At 69.4% G+C, this 19,534-nt stretch carries 18 protein-coding genes; 11 read left to right on the forward strand and 7 right to left on the reverse strand.

Features of this window, described 5'->3' with window-relative positions; all coding sequences use genetic code 11:
* Window positions 1-158 precede the first annotated feature (158 nt).
* From M0P34_RS04350 to murJ, 5 genes are all read left to right on the forward strand, one after another.
* Window positions 159-1,580 (forward strand): PLP-dependent aminotransferase family protein, encoded by a 1,422-nt coding sequence (locus tag M0P34_RS04350; RefSeq protein WP_291496754.1) that lies wholly within the window; start codon window positions 159-161, stop codon window positions 1,578-1,580.
* A gap of 452 nt (window positions 1,581-2,032) precedes the next feature.
* The gene (locus M0P34_RS04355; RefSeq protein WP_291496756.1) at window positions 2,033-3,298 is read left to right on the forward strand and encodes an AMP-binding protein; all 1,266 of its coding nucleotides are present in this window, start codon (window positions 2,033-2,035) and stop codon (window positions 3,296-3,298) included.
* A 113-nt stretch (window positions 3,299-3,411) separates the two neighbouring features.
* The gene (locus M0P34_RS04360) at window positions 3,412-4,518 is read left to right on the forward strand and encodes a ChaN family lipoprotein (protein WP_291496758.1); all 1,107 of its coding nucleotides are present in this window, start codon (window positions 3,412-3,414) and stop codon (window positions 4,516-4,518) included.
* Window positions 4,519-4,523: 5 nt separating this feature from the next.
* Window positions 4,524-5,387 carry a bifunctional DNA-formamidopyrimidine glycosylase/DNA-(apurinic or apyrimidinic site) lyase gene (gene mutM, locus M0P34_RS04365; RefSeq protein WP_291496760.1) on the forward strand — a complete coding sequence of 288 codons (864 nt, stop codon included), beginning with the start codon at window positions 4,524-4,526 and terminating at the stop codon, window positions 5,385-5,387.
* On the forward strand, window positions 5,384-6,916 hold the full coding sequence (murJ, locus tag M0P34_RS04370) for a murein biosynthesis integral membrane protein MurJ (protein ID WP_291496762.1): 1,533 nt from the start codon (window positions 5,384-5,386) through the stop codon (window positions 6,914-6,916). Before mutM ends, murJ begins: the two co-directional genes overlap by 4 nt.
* A gap of 83 nt (window positions 6,917-6,999) precedes the next feature.
* Here the strand turns inward: murJ and M0P34_RS04375 are convergent, their stop codons facing one another.
* From M0P34_RS04375 to M0P34_RS04385, 3 genes are all read right to left on the reverse strand, one after another.
* Window positions 7,000-7,686: a CBS and ACT domain-containing protein gene (locus M0P34_RS04375; protein WP_291496764.1), complete on the reverse strand. Its 687-nt coding sequence runs from the start codon at window positions 7,684-7,686 to the stop codon at window positions 7,000-7,002.
* Between the two features lie 168 nt (window positions 7,687-7,854).
* Window positions 7,855-8,490, reverse strand: a complete 636-nt coding sequence (locus M0P34_RS04380) for a hypothetical protein (RefSeq protein WP_291496766.1) — start codon at window positions 8,488-8,490, stop codon at window positions 7,855-7,857.
* Between the two features lie 55 nt (window positions 8,491-8,545).
* On the reverse strand, window positions 8,546-9,406 hold the full coding sequence (locus M0P34_RS04385) for a PHP domain-containing protein (protein WP_291496768.1): 861 nt from the start codon (window positions 9,404-9,406) through the stop codon (window positions 8,546-8,548).
* Window positions 9,407-9,607: 201 nt separating this feature from the next.
* On the opposite strand from M0P34_RS04385, the gene M0P34_RS04390 reads away from it, so the two are divergent.
* The gene (locus M0P34_RS04390; RefSeq protein ID WP_291496770.1) at window positions 9,608-9,799 is read left to right on the forward strand and encodes a Trm112 family protein; all 192 of its coding nucleotides are present in this window, start codon (window positions 9,608-9,610) and stop codon (window positions 9,797-9,799) included.
* A 102-nt stretch (window positions 9,800-9,901) separates the two neighbouring features.
* Here M0P34_RS04390 and M0P34_RS04395 read toward each other — a convergent pair whose 3' ends face one another.
* The 4 genes from M0P34_RS04395 to M0P34_RS04410 all read right to left on the reverse strand — a co-directional run bounded on the left by M0P34_RS04395 (window position 9,902) and on the right by M0P34_RS04410 (window position 13,807).
* The gene (locus M0P34_RS04395) at window positions 9,902-10,753 is read right to left on the reverse strand and encodes an ABC transporter permease (RefSeq protein ID WP_291496772.1); all 852 of its coding nucleotides are present in this window, start codon (window positions 10,751-10,753) and stop codon (window positions 9,902-9,904) included.
* On the reverse strand, window positions 10,750-11,601 hold the full coding sequence (locus M0P34_RS04400) for an ABC transporter permease (RefSeq protein ID WP_291496773.1): 852 nt from the start codon (window positions 11,599-11,601) through the stop codon (window positions 10,750-10,752). The genes M0P34_RS04395 and M0P34_RS04400 overlap by 4 nt, the downstream gene beginning before the upstream one ends.
* Window positions 11,594-12,685: an ABC transporter ATP-binding protein gene (locus M0P34_RS04405; RefSeq protein ID WP_291496775.1), complete on the reverse strand. Its 1,092-nt coding sequence runs from the start codon at window positions 12,683-12,685 to the stop codon at window positions 11,594-11,596. Before M0P34_RS04405 ends, M0P34_RS04400 begins: the two co-directional genes overlap by 8 nt.
* 63 nt (window positions 12,686-12,748) lie before the next feature.
* Window positions 12,749-13,807 (reverse strand): extracellular solute-binding protein, encoded by a 1,059-nt coding sequence (locus M0P34_RS04410; protein WP_291496777.1) that lies wholly within the window; start codon window positions 13,805-13,807, stop codon window positions 12,749-12,751.
* Between the two features lie 355 nt (window positions 13,808-14,162).
* Between M0P34_RS04410 and M0P34_RS04415 the strand changes: the two genes are divergently transcribed.
* The 5 genes from M0P34_RS04415 to M0P34_RS04435 form a co-directional block, all read left to right on the forward strand.
* On the forward strand, window positions 14,163-14,576 hold the full coding sequence (locus M0P34_RS04415) for an Hsp20/alpha crystallin family protein (protein ID WP_291496779.1): 414 nt from the start codon (window positions 14,163-14,165) through the stop codon (window positions 14,574-14,576).
* Between the two features lie 12 nt (window positions 14,577-14,588).
* Window positions 14,589-14,972 (forward strand): Hsp20/alpha crystallin family protein, encoded by a 384-nt coding sequence (locus M0P34_RS04420; RefSeq protein ID WP_291496781.1) that lies wholly within the window; start codon window positions 14,589-14,591, stop codon window positions 14,970-14,972.
* Between the two features lie 197 nt (window positions 14,973-15,169).
* Window positions 15,170-17,215, forward strand: coding sequence for a sigma-54-dependent Fis family transcriptional regulator (locus tag M0P34_RS04425; RefSeq protein ID WP_291496783.1), 2,046 nt, complete (start codon window positions 15,170-15,172; stop codon window positions 17,213-17,215).
* A 423-nt stretch (window positions 17,216-17,638) separates the two neighbouring features.
* Window positions 17,639-18,016 carry an OsmC family protein gene (locus M0P34_RS04430; RefSeq protein WP_291496786.1) on the forward strand — a complete coding sequence of 126 codons (378 nt, stop codon included), beginning with the start codon at window positions 17,639-17,641 and terminating at the stop codon, window positions 18,014-18,016.
* Between the two features lie 18 nt (window positions 18,017-18,034).
* Window positions 18,035-19,534 (forward strand): sodium:solute symporter family protein (locus M0P34_RS04435; protein ID WP_291496788.1); only part of this gene is annotated, 1,500 nt, incomplete at its 3' end.

Raw genomic sequence — 19,534 nt, forward strand, 5'->3', positions numbered from 1 at the left:
AGAACAGGGCCAGGGGCATGATGTCCATCGCTGCGGCGGGCACGGCGTCTCCTCGGTGCGGCGGTTGGGCCGGGGCTTGGGTGGGGCCGGGCGGGCTGCACGGTCCATGGTCTGCCTACGATTGACACAATCCGCGCGTCAAAATATCAATTGTCACCATGACAATTCATTTCCCCCTGCCGGACGCCCGCGGCCCCGGCCCGCGCTACCTGGCCCTGGCCGACGCCATCGAGGCGGCCGTGGCCTCGGGAGCGCTGCCTCCCGGGGCGGCGCTGCCCACCCACCGCGAGCTGGCCGCCGCCATGGGCGTCACCGTGGGCACCGTGACCCGGGGCTACGCCGAGGCCGCCCGGCGGGGACTGGTGCGCGGCGAGCGCGGCCGGGGCACCTATGTGGGCCGTGCCGATGAAGACTTCGCCCGCCTGCTGGACCAGGGCGCCCCGGGCGGCGCCCCCGGGGCCGGGGCGGCGGCCGTCGCCCGCGCGGCCCGGGGCTCGTGCGCGCCGCCCGGGCCCGTGGACATGGGCCTGACCGCCGCGTACCAGCCCCTGGGCCCGGACCTGGGCCGCGCCCTGGCGCGCATCGCGCGCTCGCCGGGGCTGGACGAGCTGGTGGGGCGCTACGGCGCGCGCGGCCTGCCGCGCCACCGCGAGCTTGGGGCCGCCTGGGCCGGGGCCTACGGGTGCCCGGCCCAGCCCGGCGAGGTGCTGGTCACCGCCGGGGCGCAGCACGCGCTGCTGGTGGCCCTGGGCGGCCTGTTGGGCCCCGGGGAGCGCCTGGCGGTGGAGAGCCTGACCTACCCGCTGGTCAAGCCCCTGGCCAAGCGCCTGCGGCTGCACCTGGTGCCCGTGGACATCGACGCCCACGGCCTGGACCCCGACGCCCTGGCCCGGGCCTGCGCGCGCCAGCGCGTGCACGGGCTCTACGTCATGCCCGCCTGCCAGAACCCGACCACGGCGCACATGCCCGAATACCGCAGGCACGAGGTCGTGGCCGTGTGCCGCCGCTTCGGGCTGCGCATCATCGAGGACGACGTGTACGCCCTGACGGTGGACGAATCCCTGCCGCCCCTGGCGGCCCTGGCCCCCGAGCTGGGCTGCTTCGTCGCCGCCACGTCCAAGGTGCTGTGCGACAGCCTGCGCGTGGCCTTCCTGCGCGCCCCCGGGGCGGACCTGCCCGCCCTGGAGGCCGCCGTGGAGTGGACCTCGTGGAAGGCCGCGCCGCTGATGGTCGAGGTGCTCGCCCAGTGGCTGGCCGACGGCACCGTGCGCCGGACCATCGAGGCCAACCGCGCCGAGGCCGGGGCGCGCAACGCGCTGCTGGCCGAGGCTCTTGGCCCGGGCGCCTGCCGCGCGCGGCCCACGGGCTACTACGCCTGGCTGCCCCTGCCGCGCCGCTGGCGCGCCGTGGACTTCGCCGCCGAGGCCGCCCGGCGCGGGGTGGTGGTGGCCCACGGGGAGCATTTCGCCGTGGGCGCGGCCCGGGCCGAGCAGGGCGTGCGCCTCTCGCTGCTGGGGGCGCGCTCCCGCCAGGCCCTGCGCCAGGGGCTGGACGTTCTGGCCGGGCTGTTGCGGCTCTAGCGGCGCGCCCGCAAGGTCCGGCCGTGCCGCCATGCCGTGCCGGGAGCCTTGGCCCGCTTTCCGCCAGGGTGGAACAGCTTGCCGGCAAAGGTTTTTCATCCCCGCCTTCCCCTGGGGCCACGCCGAAGCCGCGGCCCCGGGCGGGGCGCGCCGCTCTCGCGCGGGATAAGCAGTTGACAATTTGCGATAATCCCCGCCGCAGGGGCCCCGGGCGGGGCGCACCCGGGGTGGGGCGCTGGCCATGAAAATACGGTTATGGGCGTTTACAGGCTTTTTTTCTCATTTTCAGCGCATGAAAACGTGTTTTGGTCCATTATTCGCCACGGGCGATGAAATATGTTTGCAGGAAGTCGAAAATCTCGTGCCCCCCTTGTTTCCCGTTTTTGGCATATGCTATAAGGCTCAACCCCAGCGAGGAGTCACCCCATATTTATAAGGAAAGGGAGAACCGGATGACCCGCAAAGACAGAACCGAAGGAATCTACTCGCGCCGCGAGGTGCTCGACGAGTCCGAGCGCAGGCAATACTATACCATCCAGCTCAAGGAGTTGCTTTCCTACGCCTACCGCTACTCCGAGGACGTGAAGAAGCGTTTCGACCGCGCCCAGTTCAACGTCGAGAAGTTCAAGACCCTGAACGACCTGAAGCATATCCCCATCCTCAAGAAGAAGGAGCTGATCTTCTTGCAGTCCATGGGGCCGCGTCTGGGCGGGCTGCTGACCAAGGACCTGGGCGAGCTGCGCCGGGTGTTCCTCTCCCCGGGTCCGATCTTCGACCCCGAAGACCGCGGCGAAGACTACTGGGGCTGGACCGAGGGCTTCTACGCGGCGGGCTTCCGCCCCGGCGACCTGGCCCAGGTGGCCTTCAACTACCACCTGACCCCCGCCGGGCTGATGTTCGAGGAGCCGCTGAAGAACCTGGGCTGCGCCGTTGTGCCCGCCGGACCCGGCAACACCAGCACCCAGATCGACATCCTCCAGAAGCTGCGCGTCACCGGCTATGTGGGCACCCCGAGCTACCTGATGCACCTGGCCCAGAAGGCCGAGGAGGCCGGGCTGAACCTGCGCAAGGATCTCTTCGTCGAGGTCGCCTTCGTCACCGGCGAGAAGTTCCCCGAGAAGATGCGCGCGACCCTGGAGAAGAAGTTCGACCTCATCATGCGCCAGGGCTACGGCACCGCCGACGTGGGCTGCATCGGCTACGAATGCTTCCACACCAACGGCCTGCACATCGCCAACCGCGCCTATGTGGAGATCTGCCACCCCGACACGGGCATCCCCCTCAAGGACGGCGAGGTGGGCGAGATCGTGGTCACGGCCTTCAACAAGACCTACCCGCTCATCCGCCTGGCCACGGGCGACCTGTCCTACATCGACCGGGCCCCGTGCGCCTGCGGCCGCAGCAGCCCGCGCCTGGGCAACATCGTGGGCCGCGTGGACACCACCACGCGCATCAAGGGCATGTTCGTCTACCCCCACCAGGTGGAGCAGGTCATGGCCCGCTTCGAGGAGATCAAGCGCTGGCAGATCGAGGTCACCAACCCCGGCGGCATCGACGAGATGGTCCTGTCGGTGGAGGCCTCCAACTTCAAGCGCGAGGACGAGCTGCTGCACGACTTCCGCCAGCAGATCAAGTTGCGTCCCGACCTGAAGATCGTGGCCCCCGGAACCCTGCCGCCGCAGATCCGGCCCATCGAGGACAAGCGCAAGTGGGACTAGCGCCGCGCCTGCGGGCATCCGTCCTGCGCATGGGGGCCGCCGTCGTCATGGCGGCGGCCCTTTGTGCCTGTGCCGCCGTGCGCCCGCCTGAAACGCTGGCCCCCCCGGCGGACGTGCGCCCCGGCGAGGCCTTCGACGCCGCGGCCCGGCCCCTGGGCCTGGACGAGCTGGCCCGGCGGGCCGCCGGGGCCGACTATGTGCTCCTTGGCGAGTCGCACTCCTCGGCCTGCGACCATCGCGTGCAGGCCGACGTGCTGGCGGCCATGACCGCCGCCGGGGCGGTGCCCGTGCTGGGGCTGGAGATGGTGCCCGCCGAGCGGCAGGACGCCCTGGACCGCTTCAACGCCGGGGAGATCGACGTGGACGGCCTGGCGCAGGCCGTGGACTGGAAGGGCGTCTGGGGCCACCCCTTCGCGGTGTACCGTCCGGTGTTCGAGGCCGCGCGGCGCGCCGGGGCGCCCCTGGCGGGGCTGAACGTGCCCCGGCGGGTGGTCCGCGCCGTGGGCGAGGGCGGCCTGGAGGCCGTCGCCCCCGAGGACCGGGCCCTGGCGCCCGGGGAGATCATCCCCCCCGCCCCCGAGCAGGTGCGCGACCTGGAGCGCGTGCTGGAGCGCCACGCCGCCCCCGGCCACGGGGAGGGCGACCCCGCTCCCGCGGCGGACGCCGCGCGCCGCGAGCGCTTCCTGCGTGTCCAGGCCCTGTGGGACACGGCTATGGCCCGCGCCGCCGTGGCCGCCCGGCGGGCCCACGGCCGCACGGTGCTCATCCTGGCCGGGGTCGGCCATGTGGAGAACGGCTGGGGCATCGCCCGGCGCCTGCGCGTGCTCGACCCCGGGGCGCGGGTGCTGTCCGTGCTGCCCTGGCGCGGGGGCCAGGGGTTCGAACCCGCCCGGGCCGATGTCTTTTTCCTGTGCCCCATGACGCACAGCTCGCGCCTGGGCTTCGTGCTCCAGGAGCGCGACGGCGGCGTGACCGTGGCCGACGTGGCCCCGGGCACCCGGGCCGCGCAGGCCGGCTTCCTGCCCGGGGACGAGATTCTTGCGGTCATGGGCGAGCCTGCGCAGGACCTGTGGGCGCTGCACAAGGGCGCCCTCAGGGCCGGGCGCGCCGGGGAGCCCCTGGCCGTCACCGTGCGGCGCGGGGGCCGGGTGCTGGAGCTGGCCGTGCCCCTGGCGGGCGCGGGCGCCGCGCCCGGGGCCGCCCCCCAGGGGGCCGAGTAGCCGCCATGCCCGAACTGCCCGAAGTGGAAACCATCGCCCGGGGGCTGCGCGCGGACCTGTGCGGCGCGCGCGTGGCCGCCGGGGCGCTGCTGTGGCCCGGGGTGCTCGAATCCGGCCACGGCGCCCTGGACGGGGCGGCCTTCCCGGAGGCCGTGGCCGGGGGGCGCATCGACGCCGTGTGGCGCCGGGGCAAGGTTTTGCTGCTGGACCTGGGCGGGCCGGGGCGCGCCCCGCTGCACCTGGCCTTCCACCTGCGCATGACCGGGCGGCTGACCGTGGAGCCCGGGGACGCCGGGCCCACCCGGCATACCCGGCTGCTCCTGGACCTTGCCGACGGGCGGCGCCTGTTTTTCGCCGACGCGCGCAAGTTCGGCCGCTGCCGGGCCATGAGCCCCAAAGCCCTGGGGCGCTGGCCGTTTTTCGCCGCCCTGGGGCCCGAGCCCCTGGAGCTCGACGCCCGGGCCTTCGCGGCTCTGCTGGCCGGGCGCCGGGCGCGCATCAAGGCCCTGCTGCTGGACCAGTCCGTCCTGGCGGGAGTGGGCAATATCTACGCCGACGAGAGCCTGTTCCGCGCGGGCATCCATCCGGCGGACACGGCGGCGGCCCTCGGCCCCGCGCGCCTCGAGCGGCTGCACGGCGCCCTGGTCCGGGTCCTGGCCGAGGCCATCGCCGCCAACGGTTCGTCCATCAGCGACTACGTCAACGCCCACGGCGACGCCGGGGCCTTCCAGAACGATTTTCGCGTCTACGGGCGGCGCGGGTGCCCGTGCCGGGTCTGCTCCGCGCCCCTGGTCCGCACGGCCGTGGCCGGGCGGACCACGACCTTCTGCCCCCATTGCCAGCCCCCCGCCCGGGCCGGAGGCGCATGACAAACCACGCCCGCGTCATAGCCCGGAACGCCGCCGTCGTCGCCGGGGCGACCCTGGCCTCGCGCATCCTGGGTTTCGTGCGCGACCTGGTCACGGCCTTCGCCCTGGGCGCCGGGCCGCTGGCCGACGCCTTCTTCGTGGCCTTCCGGCTGCCCAACCTGCTGCGCCGCCTGTTCGGCGAGGGCTCGCTGACGATGGCCTTCGTGCCGGTCTACACGCGCACCCGCGAGGAATCCGGCCCGGCCGAGGCCCATGCCCTGGCTCGTTCGCTCATGGTCTGGGTGCTGCTGGTGCTGGGGGTGGTCACCGCCGTGGCCGTGGCCGGGGCCGGGCCCCTGGTGCGCGTCATCGCCCCGGGTTTTGCCGCCGACCCCGGGCTGCTGGCCCTGACCACCGAGCTGACGCGTATCTGCTTCCCCTACATCCTCTTTGTGGCGGGCATGGCCCTGTGCATGGGCCTGCTCAACGCCTCGGGGCGCTTCCTGGCCCCGGCGCTGGCGCCCTGCGCGCTCAACGTCTGCCTCATCGCCGCGGCCCTGGCGGGGGTCTGGGGCGGCTGGTCCGTGCCGCATTGCCTGGCCGTGGGCGTGCTGGTGGCCGGGGCGGCGCAGCTGGCCCTGCAACAGCCCTCCCTGGCCGCGGCGGGCTTCGCCTGGCGGGGGCCCTGGTCCATGCGCCACCCGGGCGTGGGCCGCACGGCGCGGCTCATGCTGCCCACGGTCTTCGGCGCCGCCGTCTACCAGATCAACATCGTCATCGGCACCATGCTGGCCTCGCTGCTGGCGGCGGGCAGCATCTCCTATCTCTACTACGCCGACCGGCTGGTGCAGTTCCCCCTGGGGGTGTTCGGCGTGGCGGTGAGCACCGCCGCCCTGCCCAGCCTTTCGGCCCTGGCCGCGCGCGGCGAGATGGACGACTTCCGCGCCACGCTGAACGCCAGCATCAAGCTGACCCTGTTCATCAGCCTGCCCGCCGCAGCCGGGCTCATGGCCCTGGCCGGGCCCATCGTGGCGCTGCTCTTCCAGCGCGGGGCCTTCGCCGCCGACGCCGTGAGCGCCACGGCCTGGGCCCTGGTGGCCTACGGCGCGGGCCTGCCCGCCTTCGCCCTGGTGCGGCCTCTGGTCTCGGCCTATTACGCCCTGCAGGACACGCGCACCCCCGTGCGCGTGGGAGTGGTCTGCCTGGTGGTCTATGTGGCCGGCGGCGTGGGGCTCATGCAGGTCATGGACCATGTGGGCCTGGCCCTGGCCACCACGCTGTCCTCGTGGGTCAACACGGCCCTGCTGCTGGCGGGGCTGCGCCGCCGCTTCGGCCCCGGGTGGGCCACCTTCCAGCGCCAGAGCCTGCTCTACGCGGGCCAGTCGCTGCTCATGGGCCTTGGCGCCCTGGCCACCGTGGGCCTGGGCCGCTGGGCCGTGGCCCTCATCCCCCTGTGGGCCGTGGGCTATGCGGCCCTGTCCCTGGTCACGGGTGTGCCCGAGGCGCGGCTCGTGCTGGACGCCCTGCGCCGCCGCCTGCGGCGGCGCTGACGCCGTACGGGGCGCCCCGCAGAAAAAGCGAAGCCCCGCCGACAGGCGGGGCTTCGCTTTTTCGCGTGGGGCCCCGGGCGGGGCTACTTGTTGTTGAGGATGGCCGGGTGCTTTTCGTCGCGCAGCACGAAGAGGATGGCGTACTTGGCGCGCAGCTCCTCCATGAGCTTGTTCTCCAGGGAGCGGTCCATGTCCTGGATGCGGATGAAGACCTTGCGCGTGGGGGCGCCCTCGGGCTCGTAGGCCGTGAGCACGCTCATGATCCGCGCCTTGTGGGCGTTGAGGATGGCGATGACCCCGCCCAGGGTGCCGGGGTCGTCGGGCAGGTCGATGGCGATCTGCAGGCCGCCGTGGAGCACGCCGGTGATGGAGATGAGCACGTTGAACACGTCGGTCTGGGTGATGACGCCCACCAGCTTCCCGGCCTTGTCCACCACGGGCAGGCCGCCGACCTTGTTGTCCATCATCAGGATGGCGGCCTTCTCGACGGATTCGTCGGGGGTGATGGTGATGATCTTGGTGGACATGATGTCCTTCACCTTGATCTCCGAGAGCAGGTAGTACAACTCGTGAACGTCCAGGGTCGTGGCCTTGGAGGGCGAGGCTTCCTTGATGTCGCGGTCGGTGACCACGCCGAGCAGCGCGCCCTTGTCGTCCACCACGCACAGGGTGCGGATGTGCTTGTCCTTGAGGGCCTTGGAGGCACGCATCATGGACGTGTCGGTGGTCACGGTGACCGGGGTCTTGCTCATCCAGTTGCCTACGAGCATGGAAAGCCTCCTTTGTGGCCCGCCCCGCATTGCTGGATGGCATCGGGGCGTGATGTCTTTGCGTTGCGGAACCGGGGATTGGTTTCCCCCGGGTCAAGTCTACACACTGGGCGCTTCTTTTCAACAAAAATCAAAGGGCTCCGGGCTGGCGGATGCGCCGCGCGGGCGCTACAGGGGCGCGCCCTGGGTCGTGTAGCGGGTCTGGTCCCGGCGGAAGGCCACGGTGGTTACCCAGCGGTGGGGCGCGAGCCAGCCGGTCCTGTCCGGCCCGGCCTGTTCGAAGTGGATCAGGGTGTGGTCCTGCTCCAGCAGCGGGAGCATGGCGGCGTAGGGCGCGTCGTAGCCCCGGATTCGTTCCGTGTTGTCCAGGACGAGCACGCCGTCCTGGGCCAGCAGGCCGCGGGCCAGGCATTCTTCGAGGCAGCGCACCCGGTCGCGCCCGTCGATGGAGATGATGTCGAAGGATGCGGGCTCGAAGCTCCCGGCGACGCCCCAGTACGGCGCCTCGGCCAGCAGCAGGTGGCAGTGGCGCTGCCCGGCGCCCAGCACGATGCTGCGCACCGAGTCGTGCCACGCCTTGTCGTGCTCGACGCTGACAAGCAGCGAGGAATGCGAGGCGAAGAAGAGCGTTCCGGCGCCCATGCCGAACTCGAGGATACGCGGCAGCCCGTTGCCGCGCGCCTGGCGCAGCAGGCAGAAGTTGCGCAGGAAATCGACGCTGCCGTCGGTCATCCAGGGGCTGGCGCGCAGCAGGGACGCCTTCTGGAAGGCGGGGGTGACCTGTGTGATCCAGTTCGCGTTCATCGCGGGGAGCCTCGCTGTGGCCTGTGGGGGGTGGGGATGGCTGGCCGCCTCGCGGCTAGACGGGCAGGCCCTGGGCCCTGCGGTGGGCCTTGATGTCGGCCAGAACCTTGTAGGGCACATGCAGCCCGCCCCGGCCGCGGCCCAGGGCGATGGCGGGCTTCACCGCGCCGTGAAAGTCCGACCCGCCGCTGACCAGCAGCCCCAGCTCGGCGGCCAGGGCGAGGTAGGCCGCGGTCTGGGTGCGGGTGTGCTCGGTGTAGTGGACCTCGATGCCCTCCAGGCCCAGCTCCTTGAGCTCGGCCAGCAGGGCGCGCAGGGCCGGGCCCTCCAGCTCCAGGGTGTAGGGGTGGGCCAGGATGGGTGTGGCCCCTTCGGCGCGCAGCAGCTCCAGCGCCCGGGCGGGGCTGAACTTGTCCTTGGGCAGATAGGCCCGGCCCGAGGAGCCCAGGTAGCGGTCGAAGGCGTCCTGCACCGAGGCGGCCGCCCCGGCCTCCATGAGCGCCAGGGCCAGGTGCGGGCGGCCCACGGTGCCCTCGCCCGCGATCTCCAGGACGCGTTCGTAGGTCACGTCGATGCCCAGCGCGCGCAGTTTTTCCACGATGCGCGCGTTGCGGCTGGCGCGGCGCTCGTTGAGCCAGGCGAAGCCTGCCTCCAGGTGGGCCGGGCGCTCGGGCAGGTAGAGCCCCAGGATGTGCATGAAGCCCGAGGGCGCGGTCACGGCCAGCTCGCAGCCCGCGATGACCTCCAGGCCCTCGCGGCGCCCGGCGGCCAGGAACTCGGACAGCCCGGCGCTGGTGTCGTGGTCGGTCAGGGCCAGGGCCTCCAGGCCGCTGCGCCGGGCCAGGGCCACCAGCTCGGCCGGGCGCAGGGTTCCGTCGGAGGCGGTGGAGTGGGTGTGCAGGTCGATTCCGGGCATGGGCTTCCCCTGGCTTGCGGTTGCGGGGGGCGGACGCGGCCCCTTGCCTTGAGCTAGGGCATGGCCGGGGGGCTGTCAACGCCGGGGGGCGATTCCGGCGCACGGCCCGCGTCTGCGGGCGTCTTCTGGCCGGGGGCCCGGCGCTTGAAGCGGGCGCGGATTCGGGCTAGAGTCGGCCATTGCCAACGAAGGAGGCGCCCCATGACGCTCAACAAGGACCTGCTGGACATCCTGGCCTGCCCCAAGTGCAAGGGCGAGGTGACCCTGCTGGAGAAGGGCGACGGCCTGCGCTGCGAGGCCTGCAAGGTCGTCTATCCCGTGCGCGACGAGATCCCGGTGATGCTGGTCGAGGAGGCCGTGCCCCAGGACCAGTGGCCGGGCCAGGCCGGGTAGCCCGCGCCGCCGCGCCCGCGCGGAGCCGGAAAACGGATCGGGGCCGCCCCAGCAGGGGCGGCCCCGTTTTTTTTGCGGCGGCCGGGCGCGCGGCGCCGGGGCTCATGCCTTGCGCGAGACCCAGAGGTTGGCCACGGCCAGGATGGAACTGCCGACGATGAGCAGCAGGGAGATGGCGTTGATCACCGGCGTGGAACCGTCGCGCACCTGGAGGTAGAGGTTGATGGGCAGGGTCGGCTCCGAGCCCACCAGGAACAGGGTGGTGTTGAAGTTCTCGAAGCTCATGAGGAAGGCCACTGTGCCCGCGCCGACGATGGCCGGGCGCAGGTAGGGCAGGGTGATGTGCCGGATGACCTGCCAGCGGTTGGCCCCCAGGTTCAGGGCGGCCTCCTCCAGGGTGCGGTCGAACTTGCGCAGCCGCGCCGAGACCACCAGGGTCACGAAGGTGGTGATGAACGAGAACTGGCCAAGGACCACCAGCCAGAAGCTCGGGCGCAGGAAGGGCACGTCCAGCCCGAAGGTGTCCTCGATGAAAAAGCCCGCCGTGTTGGCGGCCAGGAGCTGCGAGATGCCCAGGATGACCCCGGGGATGACCAGGGGCGCGAGCATGAGGAAATAGAGAGCGCCCTTGAGGGGGAAGTTCTCCTGCTCGAAGAGGAAGGCCGCGCAGGTGCCCACCACGACGGTCATGATGCTGACCCAGAAGGCGGTCTGGAAGCTGGTCCAGATGGCGCGCAGGTTCTGGGCGTCGTGCAGGATGCCCACCCGCTCGGGGCCCGGGGAGGCGAACCAGTCCAGGCTGAAGCCGTACCACGGCAGGGAGGGGAAGTTGGAGTCGTTGAAGGCCAGGACGCAGGTCACGGCCAGGGGCGCGAACAGGAAGACGAAGTACAGGACCACGAAGGCCGCGTAGGACCAGGAGTAGGCCCGGGAGTTGGGCAGGGTGCGGATCACGACGCCACCTCCCCGAGCTTCTGGCCCGTGATCTTCAGCCCGATCCAGATGATGGCCGAGCTGAGGGCCAGCAGGAGGAAGCCGAAGGCCGCGCCCTGGTTCCAGTTGAAGCTGGCGATGAACTGGTTGTAGATCTGCTCGGTGAACCACAGGGAGTTCTTGCCGCCCATGAGGTTGGGCGTCAGGTAGTTGCCCAGGCAGAGCATGAAGACCACGATGGCGCCCGAGGTGATGCCCGGCTTGCAGTGGGGCAGGATGATCCGCCACCAGATGGCCGCCCGCCCGGCGCCCAGGTCGTGGGCGGCCTCGATGAGGCTGTCGTCCAGGCTCTCCACGGCGGAAACCAGCGGCACGACCATGAACAGCATGGAGGTGTACACCAGGCCCATGATCATGGTCGCGTCGTTGTAGAGCATCTCCACGGGCGCGTCGGCCAGGCCCAGCTTGAGCAGGGCGAAGTTGACCACTCCCGACTCGCGCAGGAGGATCATCCAGCCGTAGATGCGCACCAGCTCGCTGACCCAGAAGGGCAGGAGCAGCAGCGTGAGCAGGAACCCCTGCAGGCGCACCCGGGCGACCTTGGCGATGTAGAACGCCACGGGCATGGCCAGCAGGAAGGTGATGGCCGTGGTGATGACCGAGTACATGGCCGTGCGCACGAAGGTCAGCCAGTAGATGGGCTCGCCGAAGAAGTTGGCGTAGTTCTGCAACGTCCAGGACGCGCGGCTGCCCGAGCCGCTGCGTAGGCTCATGACCAGCAGGTCCAGGTGCGGCAGGACGATGAGCAGCACGAGCCAGGCCAGCACCGGGGCCAGGAACAGCCAGAACCCCAGGCGGGCCCTACGCATCGCCGCCCTCCCGCCGGAAGCAGACGCCCGAGTCGGGATGCCAGCCCAGGGTGATCTCCTGGCCGGGCCGGATGTGGTCGAAGCGCCGGTTCTGGGGCAGGGTCACCAGCAGTTCGTGCTCGGCGGGGGTCACGGTGAGCAGGCGGCTGTTGGCGCCGTCGAAGAGCAGGGCCTTGACCGTGGCCCGGAAGGTATTCAGCCCGCTGGCGTCGGCGGGCTCGATGCGCATGGCCTCGGGGCGCAGGAACAGGCGCACCGCGCTGCCCGGGGCGCAGGCCCCGCGGCGGCGGGCCTCGAAGGCGAAGCCCTCGTCGGTGCCGATGACGGCGCGCTGCCCGGAGCACTCGCGCACCGTGCCCTCCCAGATGTTGGAGTCGCCCACGAACCCGGCCACGAAAGGCGTGGCGGGGTCGCCGTAAAGCTCCTGGGGGCTGCCCACCTGCTCGAAGCGGCCCTTGTTCATCACCGCCACTGCGTCGGACATGACCAGGGCCTCGGACTGGTCGTGGGTGATGTAGATGAACGTGGTGCCCACCTTGGCCTGGAGCTTTTTCAGCTCGACCTTCATCTGCTCGCGCAGCTTGAGGTCCAGCGCGCCCAGGGGCTCGTCGAGCAGCAGCACCGAGGGCTCCAGCACCAGGCAGCGGGCGATGGCCACGCGCTGCTTCTGCCCGCCGGAGAGCTGGGCTATCTCCTTGGAGCCGAAGCCCGGCAGGCCGACGCGCTCCAGGGTGCGCTCCACGCGCCGGGCGATCTCGGCCCGGGGGGTGCCCCGGCGCTCCAGCCCGAAGGCGATGTTGCGGGCCACGTTCATCATCGGGAACAGGGCCAGGTGCTGGAACACGAGGTTCACCGGGCGGCGGTTGGGCGCCACGCGGGCCATGTCGCGGCCGCGGATGGCGATGGTGCCCGAGGTGGGCTCCTCGAACCCGGCGACCATGCGCAGCATGGTCGTCTTGCCGCAGCCGGACGGGCCCAGGATGGAGAAGAAGGAGCCCGCGGGAACGTCGAAGGACACGTCGTCCACCGCGGTGAATTCGCCGAAGCGCTTGACGAGGCGGCTGACGGAGAGGTCGTTTTCCATGCGGAACCCGCGCGGCTTGGGGTGGATGGGGCGCGGGCGGTGTCCCGCCCGCGCCCCGGATGCTTACTTGGCGGCCTTGATCTTGTCCAGGACCTTGCCTTCCATGGCCTCCAGGCTGGCCGGGACGGGCGGGTACCACTTGATGTTGTCGATGGTCGCCTGCGGGAAGGAGCGCTCGAAGTTGGCGCGCACGTCGGCCACGACGTGGGCGTTGGCGTCCTTGGAGGCGGTGGGGGTGTTCTCCGCGCTGGTGAACACGGCGGCGTTCTCGGGGCGCAGCATGAAGTTGATCCACTTGTAGGCCGCCTCGACGTTATCGGCCTTGGCCGGGATGGCGAAGGTGTCGATCCAGCCCAGGGCGCCCTCGCTGGGAGCCACGAAGTCGATGGCCGGGTTCTCGGCGTGCAGCTTCCAGCCGCCGTTGTCCCAGGCCATGGCCACGAAGACCTCGCCCGAGCGCATGGATTCGAGCAGGGCGTCGCCGTTGGCCCAGTAGTTCTTGACCAGGGGCTTGGCGGCGATGAGGGTCTGCTCGATCTTGTCGAGCATGGCCTGGTAGGCTGCGGGGTCGGCGTACAGGGCGAAGGGGTCGTAGCCCAGGGCGAAGCCCATGGCGATGAGGGTCGGGCGCTTCAGGCGGTAGCTCACGCGGCCTTCGAACTGCGGGTCGAGCAGGGCCTTGAAGGAGGTGGCCCCGGCGGCCTTGTCGGCGTTGACGATGAGCCCCGAGGTGCCCCAGCAGAAGGGCACGGCGAAGGACTTGCCGCCCACCAGGGTGTTCTTCTTCACCGCTTCGAGCATGGAGGGGATGAACAGCTCGGCCTGGATCTTGGAGAAGTCCACGGGCTGGTAGAGGCCGAACTCCTCCTGCACGGAGGAGATGCGGTCCTGGCTGGGCTGGGCGAGGTCGAAGCCCGCGCCGCGCGTGGCCCGCAGCTTGGCGATCATCTCTTCGTTGTTGGAGTAGGTGACCTCCACGGCGATGCCGGTCTCGGCCTGGAATTTGTCCACCAGCTCCTTGGGGGCGTAGCCCTTCCAGGTGAGCAGCTTCAGGGTCTCGGCCTGGGCCGTGGTGGCTACGGCCACCAGGGCGAGCAGGAGAAGAAGCAGAACCTTGCGCATGACGTGGCTCCTTGTTGGGGTGTGCCCCCTTCCCGAAGGGGAAGGAGATGCTTATCCGGGCAACACATAACCCCTTTTCGCCCCGGGCGGCAAGGAGGGGAATGCGGCGATTGGGTTACGGGGCCCGCGGCGCGGCGACGGTTTCGTGCCGCGCGGGGGCGGGGGCGCGTTGCGCCGCGTGGCCGGTGCGCATGCTCCGGGCTGGCCCGGCGATGGATGTTTGCCGATGCGCCCCGTTGCGCTGGCAGCACTGCGGGGCATGGGTCTTGACAAGGCGTCATGCCTGCTTACCTTCCACTGCGAAAAGAGGCATCCAAGCGATGCGCAACAATATCCCAAGACGGAGGGTAGACACATGGTGATCGACTTTGGATCCTTCTATGACTTCCCCAGATATTGGGACAAGGTGTTCGAGGAGTTTTTCGGCCCGGCGACCCTGGCCCAGCGGCGCGCGGCCTATCCGCCCCTGAACATCAGCGAGAACGACGAGCACATCCGCGTGCGGGCCGAGATTCCCGGCACGGCCATGCAGGACGTGGAGCTGACCCTGACCGGGCGCAGCCTGGTCATCAAGGGCGAGCGCAAGGCCCCCGAGGGCAAGTACTTCCGCCAGGAGCGCCCGGCGGGCGTGTTCCAGCGGGTGGTCACCCTCAACGTGCCCGTGGAGCGCGACGGCGTGCGCGCCACCCTCGCGGACGGCGTGCTGGACATCGTGCTGCCCAAGACCGAGGCCGTGAAGCCCAAGAAGATCGACATCCAGATGTCCTAAGGGAGGTGCCCCATGAGCAACGACATCGCCAAGACCCAGCAGGAACGGCAGGCCCAGTCCGGAGCGCCCCGGTTCCGCCAGCCTTCGGATATCATCGAGCGCGAGGACGGTTTCCACATCTTCATGGATATGCCCGGGGTGGCCAAGGGTGACCTGGTCATCGACCTGGAGGACAGCGAGCTTGTGGTTTCCGGGCGCGCCTGCGCCGAGCTGCCCGAGGGCGAGAAGTACCTCGAGGTGGAGTTCGGCAGCTGCGAATACCGCCGGGCCTTCAAGCTCTCGGACACCGTGGACCGCGAGCGCATCCGCGCCAGCCTGTCCAACGGCGTCCTGGAACTGTTCCTGCCCAAGGCCGAGGCCGCCCAGCCCCGGCGCATCGAGATCAAGGCCGGCTAAGGCCGCGCGGGCCGCGCCTGCGGCGGCCGGAGCACGCAATGCACAGGGCCGCCCCTCCCTCGGGAGGGGCGGCCCGTTGCGTTGATGCCGCCCGGGCATTGCCTCGCCCAGAGGCTTTTGGCATGGTCCCTGCTTCGACGCGGATACCAGTAACCCGTCAACCTGCCGGATCGGAGCACATGAAAATCAAACACCTGATGCATCGCGGTGACAGCTTCGTCCGCCCCCAGGACACCATCGCCGAGGCCATCCAGCACTACCTGGGCGACGAATGCAATTGCGTCCCTGTGGTGGACGACAGGAACAAACCGCTGGGTGTGCTGACCATCTATCGAGTCATCGCCGCCCTGCGCGACGGAGTGTCCGTCCATGCGCCGGTGGATGGTGTGTATGCGCGCGACATCCAGTCCGTGAACCAGGAGGTCGGCTTCGACGCCGTGCGCGACCTGCCCCTGGAGCGGCTTCTGGTGCTGGACGACACCGGGAAACTGGTGGGTGTGCTGTCCAAGATAGAGTTGATCTCCCGTATTTTCGAAGCGTTCGACCTGACGGCCCAGGAATTGAAGATCCTTTTGATGACCGTGCCTCTGGGCATCATCGCCCTGGACGACAACGGAGTGATCACGGAAATCAACAACGCCGCCGAAGCCATTCTCGGCATTGAGGCCAACGCGGCCTACGGCATGGACGTGGGTGTGCTTTTCAGGGGTGCGCTGGAGAGCGGCGACGTGCTGCACGGCATGGGCCCGCAGACCATGACCGTGCGCGGTGTGCGCTGTGTGGCCCAGGCCCGGGCCATCCTGCGCGACGGCGTGCCTCACGGCACGGTCATGGTCCTGCAGGACATCAGCGAGCTGGACGCCCTTTCGCGCGAGCTGGACAGTGTGAACACCCTGCTGGCCGAGTTGGACGTGATCGTGGGCACCCTGCCGGATCCGCTTTGGGTGCTCGACGAGGGCGGGGGGGAGGTCTATGTCAACGAGCGCGCCCGCGAGCAGTTTCCCGGCCTGGAGCGGCTGCGCAGCGGCCAGGGCTGTGTCGGCGAACTCGAGCGCCGCCTGTCGGACCTGGTGCGCGGCGTGCTGGACGGCACCCTGGCCGAAAGCTTTTCACGCGTGCTCACCGAGGACGACGGCCGCGAGGTCATCGTCAAGTACAGCCCGGTCCGCGATGTGCGCCAGCGCGCCGTGCGCCATGTCTTCCACCTTCAGGACGTGACGGAGATGAACCGCCTGCGCCGCGAGAGCGCGCGCCATCGCGAGGAGCTGCAGGCCCTGCGCGGCGAGCGTTCGGAAAAGGACGGCATCGTCTACCGCAGCCGGAGCATGGCCGAGGTCATGGCCCAGGTGCGCAAGGTGGCGCTGGTGGAGTCCACCGTGCTGGTGCTTGGGGATTCGGGCGTGGGCAAGGGCGAGGTCGCCAGGCGCATCCATTCCTACGGCCCCCGGGCCGACAGGCCGTTCATGGCCTTGAACTGCGGGGCCATTCCCGAGAGCCTGCTGGAGTCGGAACTGTTCGGCTACGAGCGCGGAGCCTTCACCGGCGCCGAACGGGGCGGCAAGGTCGGCCTGCTCGAGGTGGCCAACCACGGGTGTCTGTTCCTGGACGAAATCGGCGAGATGCCCCTGGCGCTCCAGGTCAAGCTGCTGCGCTTTCTCCAGGAATCGGAGATCATGCGCGTGGGCGGCTCGCGGCCGATCAAGCTCGACGTGCGCATCATCTCGGCCACCAACAAGAACCTGCACGAGCTGGTGGAGCGCGGCCAGTTCCGCAAGGATCTTTTCTACCGGCTGAATGTGGTGCCCATCCACATCCCGCCTTTGCGCGAGCGGGTGGAGGACATTTTGCCCCTGGCCCACCATTTTCTCAAGCGCGTCAACGCCAAGTACGGCCGGGCCAAGCGCCTGTGCCCCGAAACCTGCAACCTGCTCGAGCGCTACGCCTGGCCCGGCAACGTCCGCGAGCTTATCAACGTCATCGAGCGGATTACCATCATGAGCGACGACGATGTGCTCGCGCCTTCGACCCTGCCCGCCTATTTCAACTATCCGGGCGGCCAGGAGGAGGTCTGCCGCACCCAGTCCGACTGCCTGCGCACGGCGTTGGAGAATGTGGAGCAGTCCATGATCCGCTGCGCCCTGAAAAAGCACGGCGGCATCCGCCCCGCCAGCCGCGCCCTGGGCATCTCCCATCCCACCCTGCTGCGTAAAATGCACCGCTATGGCATCGCGGTCCAGGAATGAACCGGCGGTAGAAGGTTCGACCAGCGTCGGGCCGGTGTGGGGTGTTGGTTGTTTTAGTGAATTTTTCAATATGGTTACATGTTAAATCTTGGGCCGCACGCCGCGCCGTGCTCCGATCCCGGTCCGGTGGTGAACCAGGAGCGTGCCGAGCGGGAGCGCCGGGAGGGAGCTCTGCGCCGCCGGGTGCCGGGCAGGCAGGGTTTGCTTCCTAGATAAGCCAAGTAATATCAGGATATTATGTTTTGATCTGCACAATGGCACCGCTTTTGCTCTCTTCCGTGCGAGGTTGGCCGATAGGCCGTAATTCAAATCTTGTATGGAGGAGAGATTATGTCCTGTACTTGTAATCTTGTCTGGAAAGGAAAGCGAATTTTCGATGGATTCGACAAGAGCGGGAGGCTTGTCAACATCGACGCATCCGCCATGTATGGAGGTACTGATACCGCGCCAAGTCCTATGGACCTTCTGCTTATAGGCCTTTCCGGCTGCACTGGAATCGTCATGACAATCGCGATGGAGCACTACGGTGTCGAGCTGGAGTCGTTGAATATTTCGGCCCAGGGCAGCCGCTCCGAAACCGGCCCCGGCGAATATGCGGACATGCGCGTCCACTTCGACGCCAAGGGCAAGGGCGTGAGCCACGAGACCATGCGCAACGCCATCCGCGAGTTCATCCTGCCCAAGGCCCCTGTGCTGTGCACCCTGAGCAAGGGGTGCCCCGTGACCCTGGGCTACCGGCTGGACGGCGCGACCTATGAATGTGCCGCCGGGAGCGACGGCTTCACGGAAGTTGCGAACTAGCGTCGCCCGGAGGTTCCCATGAACGCCTATGCACTTTGGATGTTCGGGCTGGCGCTGGCCTACACCCTGCTCCTTGTGACCTTCAGTCTGATCGCCCGGCGCAAGGCCCGGGCCGGGGACGGGTTCTTCGTCGGCGGGCGCTCCTTCAACCGCTGGACCGTGGCCTTCTGCATCACCGGCCTGTTCTCCGGTTCCACCTTCATCGCCATCCTTGAATTGTCCTACCTCAAGGGGGTCTCGGCGCTGTGGTATGGCGTGGCCGAGATGTCCCATGTGCTGATCATCGCGGTGCTGCTCATCGGCCCGTTGCGCAAGAAGATGATGGTCACCGTCTCGGGGCTCATCGGCGACCGCTATGGCCGCCTCGCCAAGGCCATCGCCGGGGGCATCACGGCCCTGACCTTCCCCATGTGGTCCCTGGCCACAGCCCTGGCCTTCGCCTCGTGCATCAACGCCATCACCGGGCTGGACCTGATGGTCTCGGTGGCCATCACCGGCGTGTTGCTCTACGTCTACCTGGTTTGCGGGGGCATGTGGTCCGTGGCCTTCACGCAGACGACCAACTTCTTCGTCTACATGGCCATGTTCGCCGTGCTGATTTATGCCTTCTTCGTCAATCCGGGCGTCGAGGGGCTGCGCGAGCTGGCCCAGGCCCGCCCGGACATGTTCGATCCGCAGGCCGTGGGGCTGCAAAGCATCCTGGCCTGGTTCGGCACGTTTTGGATCAACGTGCTGCTGGCCCAGGCCGCGTTCCAGATGGCCCTGTCGTGCAAGACGGCCGAGGAGGGCCGCAAGGGCCTGTTCATCGCCGCCGGGTTCAACGTGATCTTCATCGTCATGGGGGTGGTCGTCGGCCTGGCCGCGCACCATGTCCTGCCGGACATCAGCCGGGGGCTGGTGGCCGTGCCCACCTACCTGATGCAGAACCTGCCCGCGCCGCTGGTGGGCATCTTCAGCCTGGGCATCTGGGCCTGCGCCCTGGGCTGGGGCGCGCCGTGCCAGTTCTCGGGTGCCACGAGCCTGGGGCGGGACGTGGGCAGCGCCCTGAACCCCGGGGCCTCCGACGAACAGCTCGTGCGCTATACCCGCTGGTCCCTGGCGCTGTTGACCTGCCTGATGATCCTCTTCGGCTTCCTGCGCTCCGAGCAGACCGCCTGGTGGAACATCTTCGCCTGGACGGCCCGCAACGGCGCGACCTTCGCCCCGGTGGTGGCCACCCTGTTCTGGCCGGTGGCCACGCGGCGCGGCGTCGTGGCGGCCCTGTTGGCCGGCTTCGGCGGCGGCCTGTTGTGGAACCACCTGGGCGGCTGGGCCGTGGGCAGCTTCTACCTGAACACCCATCCGGTATGGGTCGGCATGACCGCGAACATCCTGGCCATGACCCTGGTCTCCCTGGCCGAGGGCAACTGGGAGCTCGCCCCGGCGCAGGGCCACCGCAGGATCATGAGCGGCCTTGGCGGCGGCATGACCGTGTGTTTCCTCGGTAGCGTGCTGCTCTTCTCGGACTGGATGTACGCC

Source organism: Desulfocurvus sp. (genome assembly GCF_023230885.1).
Taxonomy (GTDB): domain Bacteria; phylum Desulfobacterota; class Desulfovibrionia; order Desulfovibrionales; family Desulfovibrionaceae; genus Desulfocurvus.